The 20,545-nt window shown below is 73.6% G+C and carries 19 protein-coding genes; 6 read left to right on the top strand and 13 right to left on the bottom strand.

What is annotated here, in order from left to right; all coding sequences use genetic code 11:
* The first annotated feature begins 3 nt into the window (after positions 1-3).
* Positions 4-1,371: a hypothetical protein gene (locus HCC30_RS19585; RefSeq protein WP_169443894.1), complete on the top strand. Its 1,368-nt coding sequence runs from the start codon at positions 4-6 to the stop codon at positions 1,369-1,371.
* Complete coding sequence (locus HCC30_RS29035; RefSeq protein WP_169443893.1) at positions 1,368-1,724, top strand: hypothetical protein; 357 nt, start codon at positions 1,368-1,370, stop codon at positions 1,722-1,724. The genes HCC30_RS19585 and HCC30_RS29035 overlap by 4 nt, the downstream gene beginning before the upstream one ends.
* Positions 1,725-1,741: 17 nt before the next feature.
* Here the strand turns inward: HCC30_RS29035 and HCC30_RS19575 are convergent, their stop codons facing one another.
* The gene (locus HCC30_RS19575; RefSeq protein ID WP_169443892.1) at positions 1,742-2,626 is read right to left on the bottom strand and encodes a DUF4231 domain-containing protein; all 885 of its coding nucleotides are present in this window, start codon (positions 2,624-2,626) and stop codon (positions 1,742-1,744) included.
* A gap of 168 nt (positions 2,627-2,794) precedes the next feature.
* On the opposite strand from HCC30_RS19575, the gene HCC30_RS19570 reads away from it, so the two are divergent.
* Positions 2,795-3,583 (top strand): SDR family oxidoreductase, encoded by a 789-nt coding sequence (locus HCC30_RS19570; RefSeq protein ID WP_169443891.1) that lies wholly within the window; start codon positions 2,795-2,797, stop codon positions 3,581-3,583.
* Between the two features lie 102 nt (positions 3,584-3,685).
* On the opposite strand, the gene HCC30_RS19565 is transcribed toward HCC30_RS19570, so the two are convergent.
* The 4 genes from HCC30_RS19565 to HCC30_RS19550 all read right to left on the bottom strand — a co-directional run bounded on the left by HCC30_RS19565 (position 3,686) and on the right by HCC30_RS19550 (position 7,074).
* Entirely contained in the window at positions 3,686-4,111 is a 426-nt protein-coding gene (locus HCC30_RS19565; RefSeq protein WP_169443890.1) for a CBS domain-containing protein, read from the bottom strand.
* Positions 4,112-4,324: 213 nt separating this feature from the next.
* On the bottom strand, positions 4,325-4,630 hold the full coding sequence (locus tag HCC30_RS19560) for a hypothetical protein (RefSeq protein ID WP_169443889.1): 306 nt from the start codon (positions 4,628-4,630) through the stop codon (positions 4,325-4,327).
* 232 nt (positions 4,631-4,862) lie between these two features.
* Positions 4,863-6,320: an MDR family MFS transporter gene (locus tag HCC30_RS19555; protein ID WP_169443888.1), complete on the bottom strand. Its 1,458-nt coding sequence runs from the start codon at positions 6,318-6,320 to the stop codon at positions 4,863-4,865.
* Between the two features lie 325 nt (positions 6,321-6,645).
* On the bottom strand, positions 6,646-7,074 hold the full coding sequence (locus tag HCC30_RS19550) for a MarR family winged helix-turn-helix transcriptional regulator (RefSeq protein WP_169443887.1): 429 nt from the start codon (positions 7,072-7,074) through the stop codon (positions 6,646-6,648).
* Between the two features lie 267 nt (positions 7,075-7,341).
* Between HCC30_RS19550 and HCC30_RS19545 the strand changes: the two genes are divergently transcribed.
* Positions 7,342-8,427, top strand: a complete 1,086-nt coding sequence (locus HCC30_RS19545; protein WP_169443886.1) for a PP2C family protein-serine/threonine phosphatase — start codon at positions 7,342-7,344, stop codon at positions 8,425-8,427.
* A gap of 9 nt (positions 8,428-8,436) precedes the next feature.
* Here HCC30_RS19545 and HCC30_RS19540 read toward each other — a convergent pair whose 3' ends face one another.
* Positions 8,437-9,333 carry an aminoglycoside phosphotransferase family protein gene (locus HCC30_RS19540; protein WP_169443885.1) on the bottom strand — a complete coding sequence of 299 codons (897 nt, stop codon included), beginning with the start codon at positions 9,331-9,333 and terminating at the stop codon, positions 8,437-8,439.
* Between the two features lie 218 nt (positions 9,334-9,551).
* Here HCC30_RS19540 and HCC30_RS19535 point away from each other — a divergent pair, with 218 nt between their 5' ends.
* The gene (locus HCC30_RS19535) at positions 9,552-10,949 is read left to right on the top strand and encodes a glutamine synthetase (RefSeq protein ID WP_169443884.1); all 1,398 of its coding nucleotides are present in this window, start codon (positions 9,552-9,554) and stop codon (positions 10,947-10,949) included.
* 66 nt (positions 10,950-11,015) lie between these two features.
* Here HCC30_RS19535 and HCC30_RS19530 read toward each other — a convergent pair whose 3' ends face one another.
* Entirely contained in the window at positions 11,016-12,650 is a 1,635-nt protein-coding gene (locus HCC30_RS19530) for an amidase family protein (RefSeq protein WP_169443883.1), read from the bottom strand.
* Between the two features lie 273 nt (positions 12,651-12,923).
* On the opposite strand from HCC30_RS19530, the gene HCC30_RS29220 reads away from it, so the two are divergent.
* The gene (locus HCC30_RS29220; protein WP_169443882.1) at positions 12,924-13,397 is read left to right on the top strand and encodes a hypothetical protein; all 474 of its coding nucleotides are present in this window, start codon (positions 12,924-12,926) and stop codon (positions 13,395-13,397) included.
* A 49-nt stretch (positions 13,398-13,446) separates the two neighbouring features.
* Here the strand turns inward: HCC30_RS29220 and HCC30_RS19520 are convergent, their stop codons facing one another.
* The 6 genes from HCC30_RS19520 to HCC30_RS19495 form a co-directional block, all read right to left on the bottom strand.
* A complete protein-coding gene (locus HCC30_RS19520; RefSeq protein WP_169443881.1) occupies positions 13,447-14,112 on the bottom strand; it encodes a response regulator transcription factor in 666 nt (221 codons plus the stop codon).
* A complete protein-coding gene (locus tag HCC30_RS19515) occupies positions 14,109-15,515 on the bottom strand; it encodes a histidine kinase (protein WP_169443880.1) in 1,407 nt (468 codons plus the stop codon). Before HCC30_RS19515 ends, HCC30_RS19520 begins: the two co-directional genes overlap by 4 nt.
* Positions 15,516-15,634: 119 nt before the next feature.
* On the bottom strand, positions 15,635-18,553 hold the full coding sequence (fxsT, locus tag HCC30_RS19510; RefSeq protein WP_206324044.1) for an FxSxx-COOH system tetratricopeptide repeat protein: 2,919 nt from the start codon (positions 18,551-18,553) through the stop codon (positions 15,635-15,637).
* Positions 18,554-18,697: 144 nt separating this feature from the next.
* The gene (locus HCC30_RS19505; RefSeq protein ID WP_169443879.1) at positions 18,698-19,195 is read right to left on the bottom strand and encodes a nucleoside deaminase; all 498 of its coding nucleotides are present in this window, start codon (positions 19,193-19,195) and stop codon (positions 18,698-18,700) included.
* Between the two features lie 104 nt (positions 19,196-19,299).
* Entirely contained in the window at positions 19,300-19,770 is a 471-nt protein-coding gene (cynS, locus tag HCC30_RS19500; protein WP_169443878.1) for a cyanase, read from the bottom strand.
* A 66-nt stretch (positions 19,771-19,836) separates the two neighbouring features.
* Positions 19,837-20,433: a carbonic anhydrase gene (locus HCC30_RS19495; RefSeq protein WP_169443877.1), complete on the bottom strand. Its 597-nt coding sequence runs from the start codon at positions 20,431-20,433 to the stop codon at positions 19,837-19,839.
* Positions 20,434-20,545 lie beyond the last annotated feature (112 nt).

Here is a 20,545-nt window from a genome sequence, read left to right as displayed (position 1 = left end):
GACATGACCTACTACGAGGACGTCGCGTTCCTGGAGGACTGCGACCCGGCGCTGATCGAGCGCAACGCCGCCGAGTACAAGCGCCTGCGCGACCTGTTCGACTCCGTCGGGCCGTCCGTGCGCAAGGCCCGGGACGTCGAGTGGACGAGCACCGCCCGCGCCTCCTACGAGGACCGGCTGAAGGACGTGCGGGGCCTGCTGGACGGCCTCGTCGACGGCTACGAGGCCGCCTGGAAGGCGCTGTTGGCGTACGCCGACGCCGTCGAGGAGGCCAAGTCCAGACTCCGGCAGGGCGGCGACGCGCAGGACCTGCTGGAGAAGGTGATCGCCCGCGAGGGCACCCCGATCACCCCCACCGCGCAGGAGGCCGAGCCGATGCGCCGCTGGGAGGACATGCGGGCCACCACGGGCGTGCTCGACTGGTTCGCCGAACTGGGCGTCGACGCCGAGGCGATCGAGGCGGAGGCCGACCGCTACCACGCGCAGGCCGACGAGGCGTTCACCGCGGCGCTCCGCGCCGAACGCGGCCCGCGCGCCGACTGCGTGGCCGCCCTGGAGCGCGCCAGGAACCTCATCCCGGACTTCCGCGCCGGCAACCGGGACGCGGCCGCGCTGCTGGACCGGGTCGAGCCCCTCTCCCGCGAGAAGACCGAGGCCGCCGGCGACCCGCTGACCCGGCTGCCCGGCGGCAGCGGGGAGAAGGGGAGCCTGCCGGGCTTCGGCGACGGCGCGGAGTCACCCCTCCTGCGGGACCTGCGGGACCACCGCAGGAACATGCCGGAGGTCGACAGCATGTGGCTCACCGACCGGTTCGGCAGCAAGGACGAGTGGGTCGCGGCCAACAAGGAGGCCATCGGCCAGGCCGCGCGGGCCTACGGGCTGCCGCCCGAGACGCTGGCCGGGATCGCCTGGATCGAGGTCGGCGGCAAACCGTACGTCGCCGACGACCTGACCGGCTGGGTGCGCGAGGCCGCCGCCTCCGACTGGAGTCCCGTCTCCCCGGAGGGCCTCCCCGGCCCGCTCGCCGGCGACCGGGACAATACCTCGTACGGGCCGATGGCCGTGCAGGTGCGCCGGGCCGCCGAGGTGCTGGGGTACGACCCGGACAACCTCACCGAGGGCCAACGCGACGAGCTGAAGGGCGCGTTGAAGGACCCGAGCCAGAACATGCTGATCTCCGCGAAGTACCTGGCCGACCTCAAGGCGCAGAGCTCCTTCGCCGACGTCCCCGCCGAGGACATGACGCCCGGGCAGCACCGCGAACTGGCCGCCCGCTACAACGGCGGCCCCTACTGGGAGGGCGGCGACGCCCAGGGCTACGCCGACCGCTTCGCCGGCAACCGCGAGGACGTCAGGAAGGCACTCGGATGACCGCGCCCGCACCCGCGCACCAGGACCGCCGCGAGCCCCGCGGGGGACGGGCGCGGACCGTCGCGACCGTGCTCAGCGGGCTCGTGCTCGGGGCGCTCGGCCTGGTCACCGCGGGCTGGCTCGCCCTCGCCTACGGCACCCTGCCCGAGGACGGGCACGACCGGGAGGCGCTGGACGGTGCCGGACTCGGTGCCCTCTTCGCGATCGGTTTCGCCGTGCCGACGCTGCTGCTCACGATCCTGCCCGTGGCGCTCGGCTGGCTCCGCCGCCGCTGGTTCCTGCCCCCGGCCGTCCTGCTGCTCCTCGCCGCCGTGCGCTACACGTACCTGGTCCAGGTCTACGACCCCTGGTGACGGGCCCGGCGCGGCCGTCAGGCGTGGGTCGCGCGCCAGAGGCGGTGTTCGCGGGAGATGGCCTCCTCGGCGCCGTCGACGAACCGGGCCCAGCTCTCCTCGTCGAAGGGCCCTCCGGCCCGGGCGTCGATGTCCGCCAGCTCCATCGCGGCCACCGCGTACGCGCGGGCGAGGTTGCCGTGCTGCTTGGTCTGCGTCCACGCCGCGCCCGCCGCCACCACGGCGCCGCAGATCCCCAGCACGTCGACGTCCACGATCCCGGCCGCCTTGAGGATGCCGCCGGTGATGCCCGCGGCCTCGGCGGCCGCCAGGGTCAGTGACCAGAGGGTCGCGCGGCGCTCGTTCCAGGCGGCCTTCGTGGCGTACCAGGTGCGCTGGTCCGCGATGCGGCGGCTGCGGTACAGCCGCTGCCGCTCGGACAGCGGCAGCGCCCGGCACCGCCGCATCGCCTCGGTGATCTGCTCGCCGTCCTCGGGCGCGGGCACCAGGTACACCCCGCTCATGTCCCGCAGCAGCGCCTGGAACCGCCGCAGCAGCGCCTCGTCCAGCTCCCCGGCCGGGGTGGACAGCGGCAGCGGGGCGCCGCCCACGAGGTAGCGCCAGGACAGGGACTTGACCGACTCGGCCACCGCGCGCCCGTCGTACCACTGCCGCTCGGGACGGCTGGTGAGCAGGTAGACCTCCACCACCAGCGCGGTGGCCAGCGCCGCCGCGCCGATGAAGCCCGCCACGTCCAGCCGTCCCGCCTGCCAGGACACCGCGCCGGACACGGCGGCCAGGGCCAGCAGGAGCAGCCGCAGCCGGGTGGCCCGCAGGGTGCGCCGCTGCCCGGCGGCGGAGTTCCGGTCGGCCGCGATGAAGAGCGCGGGGAGGTCGGTCTCGCGGATCGGGTCGTCGGCCACGGTGCTCCTGTCGAACCTGCTGACGCGGATGGGTCCCCCTGTTGATACCTGACGCGGGCCCGTCCCGAACACCCGGCCCCGGCAAGCGAGTTGAGCACGCGCGGGCGGCCCGGGCGCCAGGTCCGATTCCCGCCGGAGATGCGGCGCCCGCGGGACGAGGATCGGAGCATGAACACGGACACGAGAGCAGCGGCGCACCCTTCCCCCGGCCTCCGCATCCGGCCGCTGGCCGGGAAGGCGGCGCTGGTCACCGGGGGCAGCCGCGGGATCGGGGCCGCGGTCGCACTGCGGCTGGCCGCCGACGGCGCGGACGTCGCCGTCACCTACGAGCACAGCGAGCGGCGCGCGGCCGAAGTGGCCGCCGCCGTCGGCGAGTCCGGCGTACGGGGGCTGGCCCTGCGGGCCGACGGCACCCGGGCCGAGGAGGTGCGGGAGGCGGTCGCGGCGGCCGTCCGCGCGTTCGGCGGGCTGGACATCCTGGTCAACAACGCGGGCGTCGGGCACGCGGGCCCGCTGGAGACCGTCACCACGGCCGACCTGGACCACGTGCTGGCGGTCAACGTCCGCGCGCCCTACCTGGCGGCGCAGGCGGCGGCGCCGCACCTCGGCGAGGGCGGCCGGATCGTGACCATCGGGAGCTGCGTGGCCGACCGGGTCGTCTTCCCCGGCATGAGCCTGTACGCGATGAGCAAGTCCGCCTGCGGCGGCATGACCAGGGCGCTCGCGCGGGAGCTCGGCCCGCGCGGGATCACCGTCAACACCGTCGCGCCGGGACCGGTCGACACCGCGCTCAACCCGGCGGACGGGGAGGGCGCCGAGGCGCAGCGGACCGGTACGGCGCTGGGCCGCTACGGGCTCCCGGACGAGATCGCGGACACGGTGGCCCACCTCGCGGGCCCGGGCGGGCGCTGGATCACCGGCGCTTCCGTCGCCGTCGACGGCGGCTTCAACGCCTGAGCCTGGGCACCCGGACTGCCCTGCGGGGAACGGCAGTCGGAACCCTCGCCGCCCTCCGCCCGCGCCGGGGTACGGGACGCGGGACGGAGGGCGGGCGGGTGGTCAGGCGTAGACGCGCTCCACGAAGTGGGCGAGCTGGGCGTCGCTGAGGTGATGGGCCAGGTCGGCCTCGCTGATCATGCCGACGAGGTCCTTGTCCCCGCTGATGACCGGCATTCGGCGGATCTGGTTCGCCTCCATCTCCCGCACCACGTCGTCGACGCTGGCCTCCGCGCTGACCCAGCGCGGAGTGCCCGTGCACAGGTCGCCCGCGGTGACGTGCGAGGGGTCGTGCCCGGCCGCGACGCACTCGGTGACGATGTCGCGGTCGGTGATGATGCCGCACATGCGCGCGTGCGGCTCGCCCGATTCGCCCACGGGCAGGGCGCCCACGCCGTGTTCACGCATCATCTGCGCGGCCCGGTCGAGGGTTTCGTGGGCGGGAATCCACTGCGGGCCCCGGTTCATGATGTCGGCAGCTGTGGCCATGACGTGTCCCTTCGCTCGGCTCCGTCGGCGGTCGCGGTGTCCGGCGCACCGTGCGCGCTCTCCCGTACGCCGGCCTTGTGGCACCGGACGGTTGCATCGTGCGCGGCCGGGCTCCGGCGGGCGATCGCTGTCCGCCGAACGAGTGACCCCCGGCGCCCGGCTTGCGGGACGGCCCGGTACGGGGTGGGGGAGGGAGTGCCGGGACGGGCGGCCTCAGCCGGAGTTCGCGCGGCCCAGCGCGGCCAGCCCCTTGCCGAGGTCCTCGCGGTTCATCACGGGTGAGTAGTGGACCTTCGCACCGAGCTTCAGGAAGAACGGCTCCCCGGTCCGCGGCATCTCGGAGGGGTCGGCCAGATCGATGAACAGGTACGCGGTACGACAGCCGTCCTCGGTGGTGAAGTAGGCCGCTTCGGGCTGGAGTTCGTCCAGTGCCGACTCGATCACCTGCTGCATCGTGCCGCGCGAGATCGCCTCGTTGGACACCTGCGTGTCCAGCTGCACCTTCAACAACATACGCATGTCGATCGCCTCTTCCGGGCCGGACGCACGGGCCCGAGGTCACGGACCGGCACCGCCCGGCCGTGCCCCTCCAGAGTCTCGCTTTCCGCACCCGGCTACCACTCGGGCCCGCACCCCGCGACCCGACCAGCACAACGGGCCCCAACACCCGGGCTGTGCCTGGGTGCTGGGGCCCGTTCCGCCGTACCGTCCCGCCGGGACAGCCGTCCCGGAAACGACCCGGGGGAGTGCGCTACGAGGCGACCTCCCCGGCCTTCTCCTTCGCGGCCCCGGCCGGCACGGCCGGCTCCCCGGCGTCCGCCGCCCGGGCCTCCGGCTCCGCCGCGGCCTGCGGGCGCCTGCGGACGAAGAGCGAGGCGAGGAAGGCGAGCACGCCGAGTCCGCCCGCGACCAGGAAGGCCGTGTGCAGCCCCTCCGCGTCCGGCGCCCCGGAGGACTGCGCGGCACCCATCGAGGCCACCGTGACGAACACGGCGGTACCGAAGGCACCCGCGACCTGCTGGAGCGTCGAGAGGATCGCGCTGCCGTGCGAGTAGAGGTGGTCGGGCAGCGAGCCCAGCGACTCCGTCATCAGCGGCGTCATCATCAGACCGAACCCGGCCATCAGCAGCATGTGGATACCGACCACGGTGGCCACCGAGGACTCCGGCCCGAGCAGCGTGGCGAACAGCCACAGCGCCACCGCCATGGCCAGCGCACCGGGCACCACCAGCGGACGCGCGCCCACCCGGTCGAACAGCCGGCCCACCGGACGTCCCAGCAGACCGAGCACCAGACCGCCGGGCAGCACCGCCAGCCCGCTGACGAACGTGCTCGTCTCCAGCACCGTCTGCAGGTACAGCGGCAGCAGGATGCCCGCGACCGCGAGCAGGCACATGAACAGCAGCGCGGTCAGCACCAGGGCGACCACGAACGGCCGGTGCGTCAGCGGACGCAGGTCGAGCAGCGCCCGGTCCTGCCGCTGGAGCCGCAGCTGACGGGCCACGAACACGCCGAGCGCGAGGAGACCCACCGCGATCGGGGCCCACGGCGGCACCGGGTGGCCGCCCCCGCCGGACTCACCGATGGAGGAGAGGCCGTACAGGACGCCACCGAAACCGACGGCGGACAGGATCACCGAGAGCACGTCCAGCGGGACGGCGCGGGTCTCGCTGCCCAGCCGCATCCGGGCGCTGCCGATGACCAGGGCGAGCAGTGACAGCGGCAGCACCAGCCAGAACATCCAGCGCCAGCCCAGCGAGGACAGCACGGCCCCGCCGATCGTCGGCCCGAGCGCGGGCGCGACGGCGATCACGATGGTGATCGTGCCCATCGTCGCGCCGCGCTTGGCCGGCGGAATCATCCGCATCACGGACGTCATCAGCAGCGGCAGCATCACCGCGGTGCCGCAGGCCTGGATCACCCGGCCGACGAGCAGCACGGCGAATCCGGGCGCGAGGGCGCTGAGCAGGGTGCCCGCGCTGAACAGGGTCAGCGAGGCGAGGAAGATCTGGCGCGGGGTGAAGCGCTCCAGCAGGAATCCGGTCGTCGGGATGACCACGGCCATCGTCAGCAGGAAGCCACTGGTCAGCCACTGGACGGTGGTGGTCGAGACGCCGAGGTCGACGGTGAGGTCGCGCAGCGCGACGCTCAGGATCGTCTCGTTGAGGATCATGACGAAGGCCGACATGACCAGCACGGCGATCATCATCGTGGCTCCCCGTGGAACCGCGTCACCGCCGGAGTCCGTGGACGCGTGCGCCACGGAGCCGTTGTCTGGTTCGGATATCTCGGGAATTTCGGTTGCACCTCGCAGAAAGAGGACCGGCCACCGATGCGCTCTCGGCGCGGGCCGGTCGGTCGGGTCGGACGGGACGGTCGGGCAGGCGGCGGGCGCCGGGCCCGCCGGCTTCGCCCGTGGCGGCGGGCGGCGGCCCCGGCTCCGGCGACGGTGCCGGGCGGGGCGCGGGTTCGAAGGCGGGAGGGAGGTCCGGGCTGCGGGGGAGGCCGGGTTCCGGTTCGCTGCTACGTCGTGGTCACGACGCGCTCATCGCGTTGAAGCGTTCCAGCAGGGCCGCGAGGGTGGCGACGTCGTCCGGGTCCCACGTCGCGAACTGGGCGCGGCGCCATTCCCATTCGTCGCTCCACACGTGGGTCAGCTCCTTGCGTGCCCGGTCGGTGGGGCCGAAGAGGACGGCGCGCGCGTCGTCCGGGGACTCCCGGCGCTCGACGAGCCCCAGCCCCTCCAGGGCCTTGAGCTGACGGCTCATCGTCCCCTTGCCCACCCCGTAGTGCTGGGCGATGTCGGTGAGCCGGGCCGGGCCCGAGTCCGACAGCCACGCCAGGATCAGCAGACCGTTGGGCTCAAGACAGGGATCGATGTGCGCGGCGACGGCCCGGGTGTCGCAGCGCCAGGAGTCGAAGAGCGTGGTCAGCTCACGCTGGATCACCTCCGCCGGATCCATCACACCTCCCATTTGATTGCCCTGAGGCAACTGTGTCACGGCCGGAACGCGCCCCGCAAACGGATTTCCGCCCGGCCCGCGACCCCGCCCCACCGGCACCCGAACCCCACGGAACCGGGAGGCGAACGCCGCCGTACAACGCCTGCGCACAGGGAGACGAACGCCCCGCGCCACCCCGTGATTCCGCCCGTGACGTCGGTCTTTCGCCGTAGGTCCTCCGCCGGTGCCCGCGCTGCGCCGGGCCCGGCCGTGGGGTATTCCTGAGCCATGGCTCCTGGGCGGGACGAGGGCGGGCGGCGGCGCACACGGATGAGCCGGCTCGCGCTGCTGATGCCGCTGGCACTGATCGCCGCGGTACTGGTCGTCGACGTACAGGCCCCCGCGACCATCCACCTCGGCCCCTTCCTGGCCGCAGCCCCCGCGCTCACCGCCGCCTTCGCGGGGCCCTGGGTCACCGGCGCGATCAGCCTCGTCTCGCTCGCCGCGCTCGGCGTCATCAGCCAGGTGCACGGCGGCCTGTTCACCCCCAACCACCAGGCGCAGATCATCGCCCTGCTGCTGATCTCGGTCCTCGTCGTGCTCTTCTGCGCCGCCCGCGAGCGACGCCGGCGCGAACTGCACCGGGCCCGCTCCCTCGCCGAAATCGCCCAGCAGGCCCTCATCCGCCCCCTGCCCCGCACCGCGGGACCGCTCCGTCTCGGACAGCTGTACGTCGCGGCCGACGCCGAGGCCCAGGTCGGCGGCGACCTGTACGGCGCCGTCCGCGGCCGCGGCGCGACCCGCCTGCTCATCGGCGACGTCCGGGGCAAGGGCCTGACCGCGGTGAACGACGCCGCCCTGCTGCTCGGCGCCTTCCGCGCCACCGCCGGACGCTGGGACCTCGACGCCGTGGTGGCCCACCTGGAGGCCACCGCCCGGCACGCGGCGGGCGGCACGGACGACGGACTGGAGACCTTCGCCACGGCGCTCGCGCTGGAGATCGACGACGAGTCGCCGACGCTCCACCTGGTGCAGTGCGGCCACCCGCAGCCGCTCCTGGTCCGCGGCCGCTCCGTCACCGTGCTGGAGTGCGAACCCGGACTGCCGCTGGGCCTGAACGGACTCGCGGGCGAGGAGGCCCGGCCCGTGCACACGTTCCCCTTCGGCGAGGGCGACATGCTCGTCCTGTGCACGGACGGAATCCTGGAGGCCCGCGACGCGCACGGCAGCTTCTACCCCCTAGCCGACCGCATCGCCCGCTGGCAGGCCGACGACGGCCCCGACTCCCTCATCGCCCACGTGCACACCGACCTCCTCGCCCACGTCGGAGGCCAGCTCACCGACGACGCGGCCCTCGTCGTCATCGCACGGTGAGCGCCGCGCTCACCCGCCGGACAGGACGGCCCGCAGGACGTGGCGGGCGTTCCCGGCCATCGACGGGTTGCTCGTGCGGTAGTGCGGCAGCGCGATCAGGGCCTGCGAGAGGGTACGGGCCCGGCCGCGCGCCCACGTCGCGTCGTCCACGCCGAGCGCCGAGCGAAAGGCGTCGCGCGCGCCGGGCGGCAGCAGGTTCCAGGCGGGGAACAGGTCGCAGGCCGGGTCGCCCACGCCCGCGCAGCCGAAGTCGATCACCGCGCCGAGCCCGTCGCCGGTCACCAGCAGATTGCCCGGCATCAGATCGGCGTGCAGCCACACCGGCGGACCCGGGTGCTCCGGCGCGGCCAGCCCCTCCTGCCAGACGGCGGCCGCCGCCTCGCAGTCGACGTCCTCCTCCGGTACGCGGCGCAGCTCCTCGATGGCCGCGCGGGTGCCCGCGTCCAGCGCGGCGAGCGGCCCGCCCCGGTGCGCGGCCGGACCGCCCGGCAGGGCGACGGCCCGCATCGCCGCCACGAACCCGGCCAGCTGCTCGGCCAGTTGCCCGGACCCGCGCACCGCGCCCTCCTCGGGGTGCGCGCCCGGCAGCCACCGGTGCACCGACCACGGCCACGGGTACCCCTCGGCCGGCTCTCCGGCCCCGAGCACCTCGGGCACGGGCACCGGCAGCAGCGGCGCCAGACGCGGCAGCCACTCCTGCTCCCGCAGGACGTCCCCGACCCCGCCCGCGCCGAGCGGCAGCCGCACCACCAGGCCCTCGCCCAGCCGGAACATCGCGTTCACCGTCCCGCCCGACGGCAACCGCACCACCGGCAGCCCCGCCCACCGGGGAAACTGCCCGGCCACCAGCCGCCGCACGAGTCCCTCGTCGACGCGCGGCACACCGTCCGCCCACTGAGTCCTCATGACCCGCCATCCGACCGGCGCCGCTGCCGGGGCGTCAACCGGTTTCCGGGGCCCCGTTGCGCGGTGCGCTTCTGAGCCAGAAACGGCGGCCCCCGTTACGGGACGGAGCTCCACCGGGAAGACCTCCCGGGGGCGGTACGGGTGTCCGCAACAGCGCACCCGCACCCCCGAGTTGGAGCACGCCGCGGCACTGGAACGTCCCCCAACGGGAGGCCCGCATGACCGTGACCACGAACGGCCACGAGCCGCCGGCCGGCCTGGACGTGCACCGGGAGGCGAACACCCGACAGGCCGCGCTGACCACCCTCCGCTCCCGGATCGCCGACGCCGGTGTGGAGTACGTCTACTGCCAGACGGTGACCCTCACCGGGCGCGTCATCGGCAAGGTCGTGCCCGCGGGGCACCTCGTCCGGATCGCCGAGAACGGCGTCCAACTGCACCGCACGGGCCTGGCCGACCTGCACACCACCCAGGAAGGTGTGCTGCTCGGCGGCGGCTTCGACGTGGCCGAGTGCACCGCCATGCCGGACCTGGACAGCTTCGCCGTCCTGCCCTGGGACACCAGCACGGGACGCTTCTTCTGCCGCCTCTACGAACCCGGCCAGCGCGCCGACGGACGCGCCGGAGCACCGCTGGCCACCGACGTACGCGGCAACCTCGCGCGGCGTCACGCGGCCTTCACCGCACGGACCGGACTGGAGCTGCGCACCGGCTGCGAACCGGAGATGTCCTGGACCGGACCCGGCCTCGAACCCCGCAACCGCCCCCACTCCAGCACCGCTTACCACATCGACCACCTGGAGCGGAACCGGCCGATCTACCAGCGGGTCATCGGCTACGCGCGGGCCCTCGGCTTCGACATGATCGAGGGGGACTACGAGGACCCCGCACAGCTCGAACTCAACTGGCTCTTCGACTCCGCGGACCGCACCGCCGACCGCGTCGTCGTCTACCGCCAGATCTGCCGCCAGGTGGCACGCGAACTCGGCGTCACCGCCGGGTTCATGCCCAAGCCCGCCGACGACCGCAAGGGCAACGGCTGCCACCACAACCTCAGCCTGTGGCGCGGCGACCACAACGTCCTCGCCGACCCCGCGCTGCCCTCCCTGCACCTGACCGGTACCGGACGGCACGCGCTGGGCGGCATCCTCGCGCACGCCGCCGCCATGACCGCCGTCATGGGGCCGACCGTCAACTCGTACAAGCGGTACCGGCACCAGGGCCAGTTCGCGCCCACCCGGATCGACTGGGGCATGGACAACAAGTCCTGCACGGTGCGCCTGCCCGCCATCGGCCGCCTGGAGGTCAAGCTCCCGGACGCCATGGTGAACCCGTACCTCTCGCACGCGGTGCTGCTCGCCGCGGTCGAGGACGGACTGCGGCACCGCCTCGACCCCGGCCCGCCGCACGGAGCCGACGGACCCGGACCCGGCGCCGCCCTCCCCGGCACCCTGGGGGAGGCGCTGGAACGGATGGCGGCCGACCCGGTCGTCACCGGCGCCCTGGGCCGGGAGACCACCGAACTCTTCCTCGCCCTCAAGGGCGACGAGTGGAACAGGTACTGCGGCGCCGTCACCGACTGGGAGCACAGGATGTACGGGCAGGAGGGGGCGTAGGGGGGCGTCCGGCGCCCTGCGGGAAGGCGCCGGACGCGCGGCAAATGGCCGCCGGGGGAGAGGAGTTCAGCGTGCGGCGTCCGAGTCCGCCGACGGCAGGTAGCGGGGCGGGCGCCAGGCGTCGAGCTGGTGTTCCACGGCCGCGCCGAGGGCGAGCAGGCCGGCGTCCCGGTGGTTTCCGGTCATCAGGAGCAGGCCGACGGGGAGTTCGCCGACGGTGCCGGCCGGGACCGACAGCGACGGGTATCCGGCCACGGCCGCCGGGGTGGACGAGGGGATCACGTCGTTGTCGCCGCGTGCGCAGTCGGTCTTCCAGGCGGGCGGGTTCGTCGGCGCGGCGATGGCGTCCAGCCGGTACTCGCGCAGGGTCTCGTCGATCGAGCGCCGGGAGAGGTCCTTCAGCTCGGCGCGCATCGCCCGGTACTCCGGATCGGTGACGGGCGGTGCGTCCAGGGCCTGCTCGAAGAGCTGCCGGCCGGTGAAGCAGGTGTTCTCCTCCGGGCTGGACCGGGTGAACTCGATCAGCTCCCCGAGGTCCCGCGGCCCCTCCCGGGTGGCGAGGTAGGCGTCGATGTCCCGGTGGAACTCGCTGAGCAGGGCCGGGAATTCGAGCTCGCCCAGCCGCTTCTGGTACGGCGGCGTCACCTCCACGACCTCGGCCCCCGCCCGGCGCAGCTTCGCCGCCGTACGCTTCATCACCGCGTCCACGCCCTCGCCGAGCGCGGGCAGCCGCCACAGCCCGATCCGCTTCCCGCGCAGGCTCCCCGGCCCGGACGCTTCCAGGGCGCCGCGGGGTGCGGAGCGGCCCTCGTCGAGGACGGAGAGGGTGAGGGCGGTGTCGACGACGTTGCGGGCCATGGGGCCCGCGGTGTCCTGCTCGGCCGAGATCGGCACCACGCCCCGCTGGCTGACCACGCCCAGGCTCGGCTTGTGGCCGACCACCCCGTTCATCCCTGCAGGGCACACGATCGAGCCGTCCGTCTCGGTGCCGATCGCCACCTGCGCCAGCGAGGCGGCGAGCGCGGCACCCGAACCCGAGGACGAGCCGCACGGATTCCGGTCCAGGACGTACGGGTTACGGGTCTGGCCGCCCACCGCCGACCAGCCCGAAGTCGGCTTCTCCGCACGGAAGTTCGCCCACTCCGACAGGTTGGTCTTGCCGAGGATCACCGCACCCGCCTCGCGCAGCCGCGTCACCAGCGCGGCGTCCTTCTCGGGCGGGGCCCCGGCCAGCGCCGTCGAACCGGCCGTGGTGGGCATGTCGCGGGTGTCGATGTTGTCCTTGAGGAGGACGGGGATGCCGTCGAGCGGGCCCCGGGCGCGGCCCTTCCGGTGCCGGGCGTCGCTCGCGGCCGCCTGACGCCGGGCCGTCGGGTCGGTACGCAGCACCGCGTCGATCCTCGGGTCGACCGTCTCGATCCGGTGCAGATAGGCGGCGGTCAGCTGCGAGGCGGTCAGCGAACCGGCCGCCATCCGCGCCTGGAGCTCCGGAATCGTCACCGTGTCCAGATCGACGCCGGGCAGTGCGGGCCCGCGCCGCGCCGGACCCTCGCCCCCAACCGCCGCCGGGGACACGGCGGTTCCCGCGGCTGCCTTCCGTTCATGGTCCGCCGCCTCCGCCGGGCGCGGGCCCGGGACACCGGCGAGGAGGGAGGCCGCGAGCACCGCGGCGACCGACACGGCAACGCATCTCTTCGTCATGCGGCCCAGCGCACTACAGCCCGCACGCCCGCACAAGGGCGCCCTGCCGCCCGCCGCGCCTTTCCCGCCGCCGTCCCCCGTCCTTCCGTACGGGACCGTCGAGCCGGGTCGGCCGGTTCGCGGCGCATGCAGCCGCGCGGCCAGTGGTCGAGCCCGTGCTCCGCCTCGGTCTTCCGCAACTCCCGCAGCCCCGGCGTGGTTTCGGCGTCCGTCAGCCGGCGGAACCCGCAGGGCTCGTAGTACGGGCCGTTCCCCACCACGCCCCGGAAGGTGGTGAGCGTCAGCGCCGCGCGCCCGCGCGCACGGGCCCACCCGGCGCCGCCCGTGGTCCGGGTGCACCGAGATCTGCTCCAGGTGCGCACCCCCGTCGACCAGGACGTACGCCACCGCGACGCCGTCGTCCCTCGCGTGCACCCAGGTACGCCCGTCCTCCAGACAACTCAACAGGACCTCCCGGGACGGGGGTTCGTCCTCGGCGACGGCCCGCGTACCGATCTCCGCGAACACCTGCCCGGCCGCTCACTCGATGTCCCGCAGACGCGGCCCATCGCCCTCCCGCGCGCGCCGGATCACTGCCTTCCTCCCCTTCGTGCCGCGATCTCGCCGTACGCGGCCGTCACTGCTGTCGCCGTGGCCTCGGCGACCCTGACGGTCCTTCTCGCGCTGGCCACCGCCGCCCTCGCCGTCAGCGTGTTCCGCGACGTGCCGGCCAACAGCGGGCCGGAGCAGGGGAGTCCGGGCGGGTGAGTCCGGGGGTCACTGCTGCATGCTCCCTGTCGGCCCGTTCCCGGAGCCGTCACACCCGGCCCATGCCCGGGGTCACCAGGCGGGCCTCGTAGGCGAAGACGGCGGCCTGGGTGCGGTCGCGGAGGCCGAGTTTGACCAGGAGGCGGCCCACGTGGGTCTTCACCGTGGACTCGGCGACGAACAGGTGGGCGGCGATCTCGGCGTTGGACAGGCCCTGTGCGACGAGTACCAGGACCTCCGTCTCCCGGTCCGTCAGTTCGCCGACGCGTTCCCGTACCGGAGGCACGGAGACGTTCAGCCGGGAGAACTCCGAGAGGAGCCGCTTGGTGATGGTGGGCGCGAGAAGCGCCTCCCCGGCGGCCACCACCCGTACGCCCTCGGCGAGTTGGCCGGCCGAGGCGTCCTTCAGTACGAAGCCGCTCGCTCCCGCGCGCAGTGCCTGGTACACGTACTCGTCGAGGTCGAAGGTGGTGAGGACGAGGACCTTGGTGCCGGTGTCGGCGGCGATGATCTCGCGGGTGGCCTCCAGGCCGTTCATCTCGGGCATGCGGATGTCCATCAGCACGACGTCCGGGCGGAGTTCGGCGGCCTTCGCGACGGCCTCCAGCCCGTTCGCGGCCTCGCCGACGACCTCGATGTCCGGCATGGCCCCGAGCAGTACGGAGAAGCCCTCGCGGACCATGCCCTGGTCGTCGACGATCATTACCCGGATCATGCCGTGTGCCCCCCGCTGTCCTCGGCCGCCTCGCTGGTGCCCGCCGGAGCCGGGGCGGCTGCCCGGCGCGCCGGCTCCGCGCCCGGGGAGCAGGGGAGGAAGACGGCCACCTCGAAGCCTCCGTCCTCGGTGGGCTCGGCGCTGATCTCCCCGCCGAGCACCTGCACGCGCTCCCGCATGCCCAGCACCCCGTGCCCCGCACCGGGCGAGGGCTTGGCGAGTCTACTGGGCCGGTCGTTCACGATGCGCAGCCCGAGACCGCCCAGCACGTACGAGATCTCGACCTGGGCCGAGGCGCCCGGCGCGTGCCGCAGCGCATTGCTCAGCGCCTCCTGCACGATGCGGTACGCGGACAGTTCGACGCCCTGCGGCAGTGTCCGCACCGCGCCCGTCGTCACCCGCAGCACCTCCAGGCCCGCGTCGCGCAAGGTGTCGAGCAGCGCGTCGAGTTCGGCGAGGGTGGGCTGCGGCGCGTCCGGGCTGCCCTCGGCGAAGCCCTCGGGGTCGTCGGCCCGGACCACGCCGAGGATGCGGCGCAGCTCCGTCAGTCCGACGACGGCGTTCTCCCGTATCGTGCTGAGCGCGGTGGCCAGTTCGGGCGGGGTCTCCTCGACCCGGTAGGGCGCGGCCTCGGCCTGGATGGCTATCACCGACATGTGGTGCGCGACCACGTCGTGCAGCTCCCTGGCGATGGTGGCCCGCTCCTCCAGGAGGGTGCGGCGTGAGCGCTCCCGCTCGGTGACCGTCTCCGTCCGCTCCGCGTTCCGCCGCTCGTCGCGCCAGGCCCGCACGGCCGCGGCCACCGTCAGGAAGAGCGCCGACGCCCCCGCCATGGCGGCCAGTTCGCCGTCCGTGCCGCTGGTGAGGACCGTCATCACGGCGGTGACGGCCAGGGTGACCAGCCAGGTCTCGGGCGCCACCCGGGGCCGGGTGCGCAGCACCACCAGCGCCATGACGCCGGTGTGGCACACCAGGGCCAGCGTCGTCCACGGGCGCCCCATGTCGTCGACGTGCCCGGCGGTGAGCCCGACGACGACGCCGGCGAGCGAGACCCAGTACGCGCCGACCGGGCGGAAGAGGACCAGCGCGAGCGGCGCCGTCGCCAACAGGCTGAAGAGCAGGGCGAATACGGAACGGAGCGAGCCGCCGTCGGCCGTGTTGGACAGCGAGCCGAGGAACACGGCGGCGGCGAGCGCGCTGAGCAGGAGGTGCGGGAGACGGCCGAGGTGCTTCCCGAGCCAGCCGGGGAGGTACCGGCCGAGGGCGGCGACCCGGGCCGCCCCGAGCGGGGGCAGGGGCCGCAGCGCGAAGGGCTCTTTCAGCAGGTCCTGACGCGCGTTCGCCCACGCGCCCTGTGCGAGTCGGATCTCCGGACCGGTTGCGGTCCGCGGCTTGTCTCTCATGCACTGCACCGTAGGCAGCGCGGGCCTCGTACGGCGTCCCCACCAGTGCTGATTCCCGGCCGTCCTCCTCAGGTACGACATGGTGGGCGACCCGAATCGAACTGCCGCCCCGCGCACAGCTATCGCCGCTTCCGCCCGAACCGCCGCTTGCCCTGCTTCTTGGGGTTCTTCACCCCCGGCTTCAGACCGGCGAGGAGCTTCTGCGCGGTGTGGCGTTTGCCCATGGAGGTGAGGGTGTTGGCGAGGACATTGACGGTCCGCACGGTGTCGGGGTGCCGGCCGCCGAAGAGCCGGCGTCGGCGGTCGAGTGTGTCCTCCAACAGCTCGACCGCTTCCGGGAACCGGCGGAGGTTGTGATACGCGATCGCCAGGCTGTGTGCGGAGTGGAGGGTGTCGGGGTGGTTCTCACCGAGGAGGAGGTGACGCCGGGCGAGTGTGTCCTCCAACAGCTGGGCGGCTGCCGAGGGGCGACCGAGCTCGCCGATGACGATGGCCACTCCGAATACGGAGTCGAGCGTGTCGGGGTGGTCGTCGCCGAGGGTGGCGCGTCGGCGGTTGAGGGTGTCCTCGTGCATGCGGTGGGACTGCTCGTACTCGCCGAGATTCTGCAGCACGATGGCGACGCTGTGTGCGGAGTGGAGGGTGTCGGGGTGGTTGTCGCCGAGGGTGGCCCGTCGTCGGTCGAGGGTGTCCTCGTCCATACGGCGGGCCGGCTCGTACTTGCCGAGGAGCGACAGGGCGTTGGCGGCGCTGTGCGCGGAGCGGAGGGTGTCGGGGTGGTTGTCGCCGAGGGTGGCCCGTCGGCGGTTGAGGGTGTCCTCGTGCATGCGGTGGGCCATCTCCTGCTCGCCGAGCGCTTGCAGGCTGACGGCGGCGCTGTGGGCGGAGCGCAGCGTCTCGGGATGGTTGTCGCCCAGAATGCGTCGTCGGCGGTTGAGGGTGTCCTCGTCCAGGAGCCTGGACTGCTCGTACTCGCCGAGCGTGTGCAGGGTGCTCGCGACGCCATGGGCGGAGTGGAGCGTGTCGGGATGGTCGTCGCCGAGGGTGGCGCGTCGGCGGTTGAGGGTGTCCTCGTGCATCCGGTAGCCCCGTTCCTGCTCGCCGAGGAGACTCACGATGACGCCGAGGTCGTTGGCCGACTGGAGCGTGTCGCGGTGGTTGTCGCCGAGTACGCGCCGCCGCCTGTCCAAAGCGTCCTGGATGAGGGGACGGGCTTCGTTGAGCTTGCCGAGGTCGGACGTCGCATGCCCGAGGTATTGCAGCGCGGTGAGGGTGTCCGCGTGGTCCTCACCCAGCGCGCTGCTCCAGGCTTCGTGAAACGCCCCGGCGAGCTTGCGTGCCGTGCCCGGCTGACCGCTGCGGAGCAGGAACAGCACCGCGTCGAGAAGGGTCGGGCGCAGCTCCGGACGGTTGGTCACCGTGACGGGCTGGGCGGTGAGGTGGGAGGCCAGAGCGGCCCAGGTGGGCCAGGTCTCCGGGGTGTCCGGATCCCCCGCCTCCACCGCCCCCAGCAGCGCCGTGACGTCCTCGCGGATGCGTTCGGCCCGGGCGGGGTCGGTGCCGTCGCGGAGGACGGCCTGGGTGAGGCGGTGGATCTGGAAGCTGGCCTGGTCGGTGCGGGCGAGGCCGATGCGGCCGAGGGGCTGGAGGGCGGTGGGCAGCCACATCGGGTCGTCGGGGTCGCCGAGGACGCTGGAGAGGCGGGACCTGGCCGTCTCCAGCCACAGGGTCGGGATGGGGTCGGGGCCGAGGAAGGCGCCGAGGCGCAGCAGGGCCGCCGCGTCGGGGTGCGATTCGGCGAGGCGGGCCTCGGCGATGCCGACGGCGGCGGCCAGCGAGGCCGGGTAGCCGGGGGCGCCGCCCTCCTTGAGGATGCGGGCGCCGCTGGTGGTGACCAGCTGCCGGTAGCGCTCCAGCGGCATGCCGCTGCTGAGGACGCCCGCGGCCTGCGCGAGGGCGAGCGGCAGGTCGCCCAGGTCGTCGGCGAGGCCGTCCGCCTCGTCGGGGGTGAGGGCCGGCATGCGGGCCTGGAGGTACGCGCGGGAGTCGGCGCGGCTGAAGACGTCCAGGCTGGTCTGGTGGGCGATGCCGTGCCACTCGGGGGTGCGGGAGGTGATGAGGGTGTGGCCGGGGCCTTCGGGGAGCCACTGTTCGATCTGCCGGGGGGCTTCGGCGTTGTCGAGGATGAGCAGCCAGCGCTGCCGGGTGCGCAGGTGCTGGAGGAGCGCGCGGGCGTTGGCCTCCGTTCCGGCCTCGGGTTTGGCGATGCCGAGGCGGTCGGCGAGTTCCGTGTAGTGCACGGGAAGCTGGTCGGCCTGTTCGGCGTCGATCCACCAGACGAGGTCGTACTGGCTGGCGAAGCGGTGCGCGTACTCCTGGGCGATCTGGGTCTTGCCGACGCCGCCCATGCCGTGCACGGACTGGATGAGCGAGTGCCGGCCGCTGAGCAGGTCCCGCCGGAGGCGGCCGAGTTGGGCCTCGCGGCCGTGGAAGTCGGGGTTGCGCCGGCGGACGTTCCACACGTCGGGGCGGAGGCTGCCGGGCAGCCGGGGGCGCTGCCCGTCGGGCACTTCCGCGGCGGTGGTGCTCTCGGGGAGGGCGCCGGGGAAGGCGACGGGGCCCTCCGGGCGGGCCGGGCCGTTGACGGCGGTGAGCAGTGCGGCGGTGGCGGACTGCTCGTCCATGCCGTGCAGGTCGCAGCGCATGCGGCCGCTGAGGATGTCGGGGATCTGCTCGGCGGTCAGCTGCTCGATCGCGACGGGGACGACGTGGTTCCGGGTGGCCAGCGCCGAGGTCCACTCGTCGTGGGTCCACCGGCCGGAGGCGAAGTAGGAGGCGGAGAAGAGGGCCACGACCGCGTCGGCCTTCTCCAGGGCCTCGTTCATCCGCTGGACGAAGTTGTCGCCGGCGGGCCAGTCCCAGGTGTCCAGTTCCACCCGGTGGCCGGCGTGCTCCAGTTGCCAGCCCACCCACTCCGCCCACGCCCGGTCCGGACCTGCGTAGCTGACGAAGAACTGTCGCGCGGCTCCGGTCACCATTGCCCCCGAACCCCTCACCCCTCGGACACAGCACGCTGTGTCGCCGCCATGATTCCCGCCCCAGCTTAGTGACCACGGAGGGTGCCGCGGCTCAACGAGCGGGCGCGGGCGTGCAGTTCGGGCGAGGGGCCGGGGGCCGGGGCCTTACGCGGTGGGCGCGTCCGCGACGCGGCGGCTGCCGCCGTTCCGCCGCTGCCACAGGCGGTAGACGTCGACGGCGTCCTCGTGCGGGTCGTGCCGCATGGGCAGCCGCCGCTCGGTGTGGTCCTTGGCGAACTCGCCGTAGAAGGTGTCGAGTTCGAAGTACTTGCGGTCGTCCACGTAGTGCGGCTCGTAGGCGTCGCGGGTGGTGAGGAAGACGACCTCGTCGGGGGAGCAGTAGTACAGCGAACCCAGGCACATGGGGCAGGGCTGCGCGAGGACGTAGACGGTCGCGCCGACCAGGTGCTCGGTGCCGAGCCTGGTGCAGGCCTCGCGGACGGCGAGGATCTCGGCGTGCGCGGTGGGGTCGGAGGTCTGCGCGACGAGGTTCGGGCTCTCGGCGAGGATCTCGCCGTCCTTGACGATGACGGTGGCGAAGGGGCGCCCGCCCTCCTCGACGTTCCTGCGGGCGAGGTCGATGGTGCGCTGTGCGAAGTCCATTGCGGTGCCTCCGGGGCGTGGGTGTGTCCGGTGGAGAGGGCGGCGGGGCGGACCCGGGGGAGGGGTGGCCCGCCCCGCCGCAGGGGGGGGGATGGTCCGTACGGTCAGAAGGGCTTGGTCGGCAGGTACTTGCCGTCCAGCGTGACGACGGCGCGCTCGCCGCCCTCGGGGTCGGCGACCTTCTGTACGTCCAGCTTGAAGTTGATGGCGCTGATGATGCCGTCGCCGAACTGCTCGTGGATCAGGGCCTTGAGGGTGGTGCCGTAGACCTGGAGCATCTCGTAGAAGCGGTAGATGGTCGGGTCGGTGGGGACGCCGCCGGGGAGGGAGCCGCGGGTGGGGATGGTCTGCAGGAGGCGCGTCGCGTCCTCGTCCAGGCCGAGCAGCTCGGCGACCCGCTCGGCGGCCTCCTTCGGCAGCGCGTGCTGGCCGAGGACGGCGGCGGTCACGAACGCGACGGACAGGCCCGTCACGTCGGCGATCTGCTGCCAGGTGAGGTCCTTGCGGGTCTTGGCGTCGACGGCGGTGGCCGCCAGCTCCAGGCGGGCGGTGGGGTCGAACTGCGCGTGCGGCATGCGGGGCTCCTTGTCTCGGGTTGCCGGCCGGTGGTCCGGCCGGCGGGTGCGGGGGTGGGGTGACGGTCAGGCGGCCGTCGCCGCGCCGGCGTCGACGGTGTCGACCGTGCCGGTGCGGATGTCGAAGACCCAGCCGTGCAGGGCGAGTTCGCCCTCGGCCAGGGCGCGGATCACCGAGGGGTGGGTGGTGAGGTTGCGCAGCTGCGCGGCGACGTTGGCGCGCACCAGCGCGTCCACCCGGTCGGCGTCGGCCGTGCCGGACGCGGTGCGGGCCCGTGCCGCGTCGGCGTGCCGGAGCCAGGCGGCGGTCAGCGGGGCGCCGCTGAGGTCGTGCTCCTCGGCCAGGGCCGTCATGGCGCCGCAGGCGGAGTGCCCGCACACCACGATGTCGCGCACCCCGAGCACGGCGACGGCGTACTCGACGCTCGCGGCGACGCCGTCGGCGGCCGGGGTGTAGGCGGGGACGAGGTTGCCGGCGGTGCGGATGACGAACAGGTCGCCGGGCTCGCTCTGGGTGATCAGTTCCGGGACCACGCGGGCGTCGGAGCAGCCGACGAACAGGGTGCCGGGCCGGTGGTCGGTGGCCAGGAGGGCGAAGAGCTCCTGCCTGGCGGGGAAGGCGTCCTTGCGGAAACGGGCAAGGCCGTCCCGGAGGTCGTGCACGGTGAACTCCCTTCGGTGGCGGGTGGTCCGCCCCGAGGGGCTGACGGGATCCACCATGCACACGCTGGAGCTATAGCGTCCAAGACTTGCTGTCCATGACTCCTATTGGTCA

It is taken from the genome of Streptomyces sp. HNM0574 (assembly GCF_012726235.1).
In the GTDB taxonomy this organism is placed as follows: Bacteria; Actinomycetota; Actinomycetes; order Streptomycetales; family Streptomycetaceae; genus Streptomyces.
Note: the sequence above shows the minus strand (reverse complement) of the source record. Positions and strands in the feature narration are given on the sequence as shown.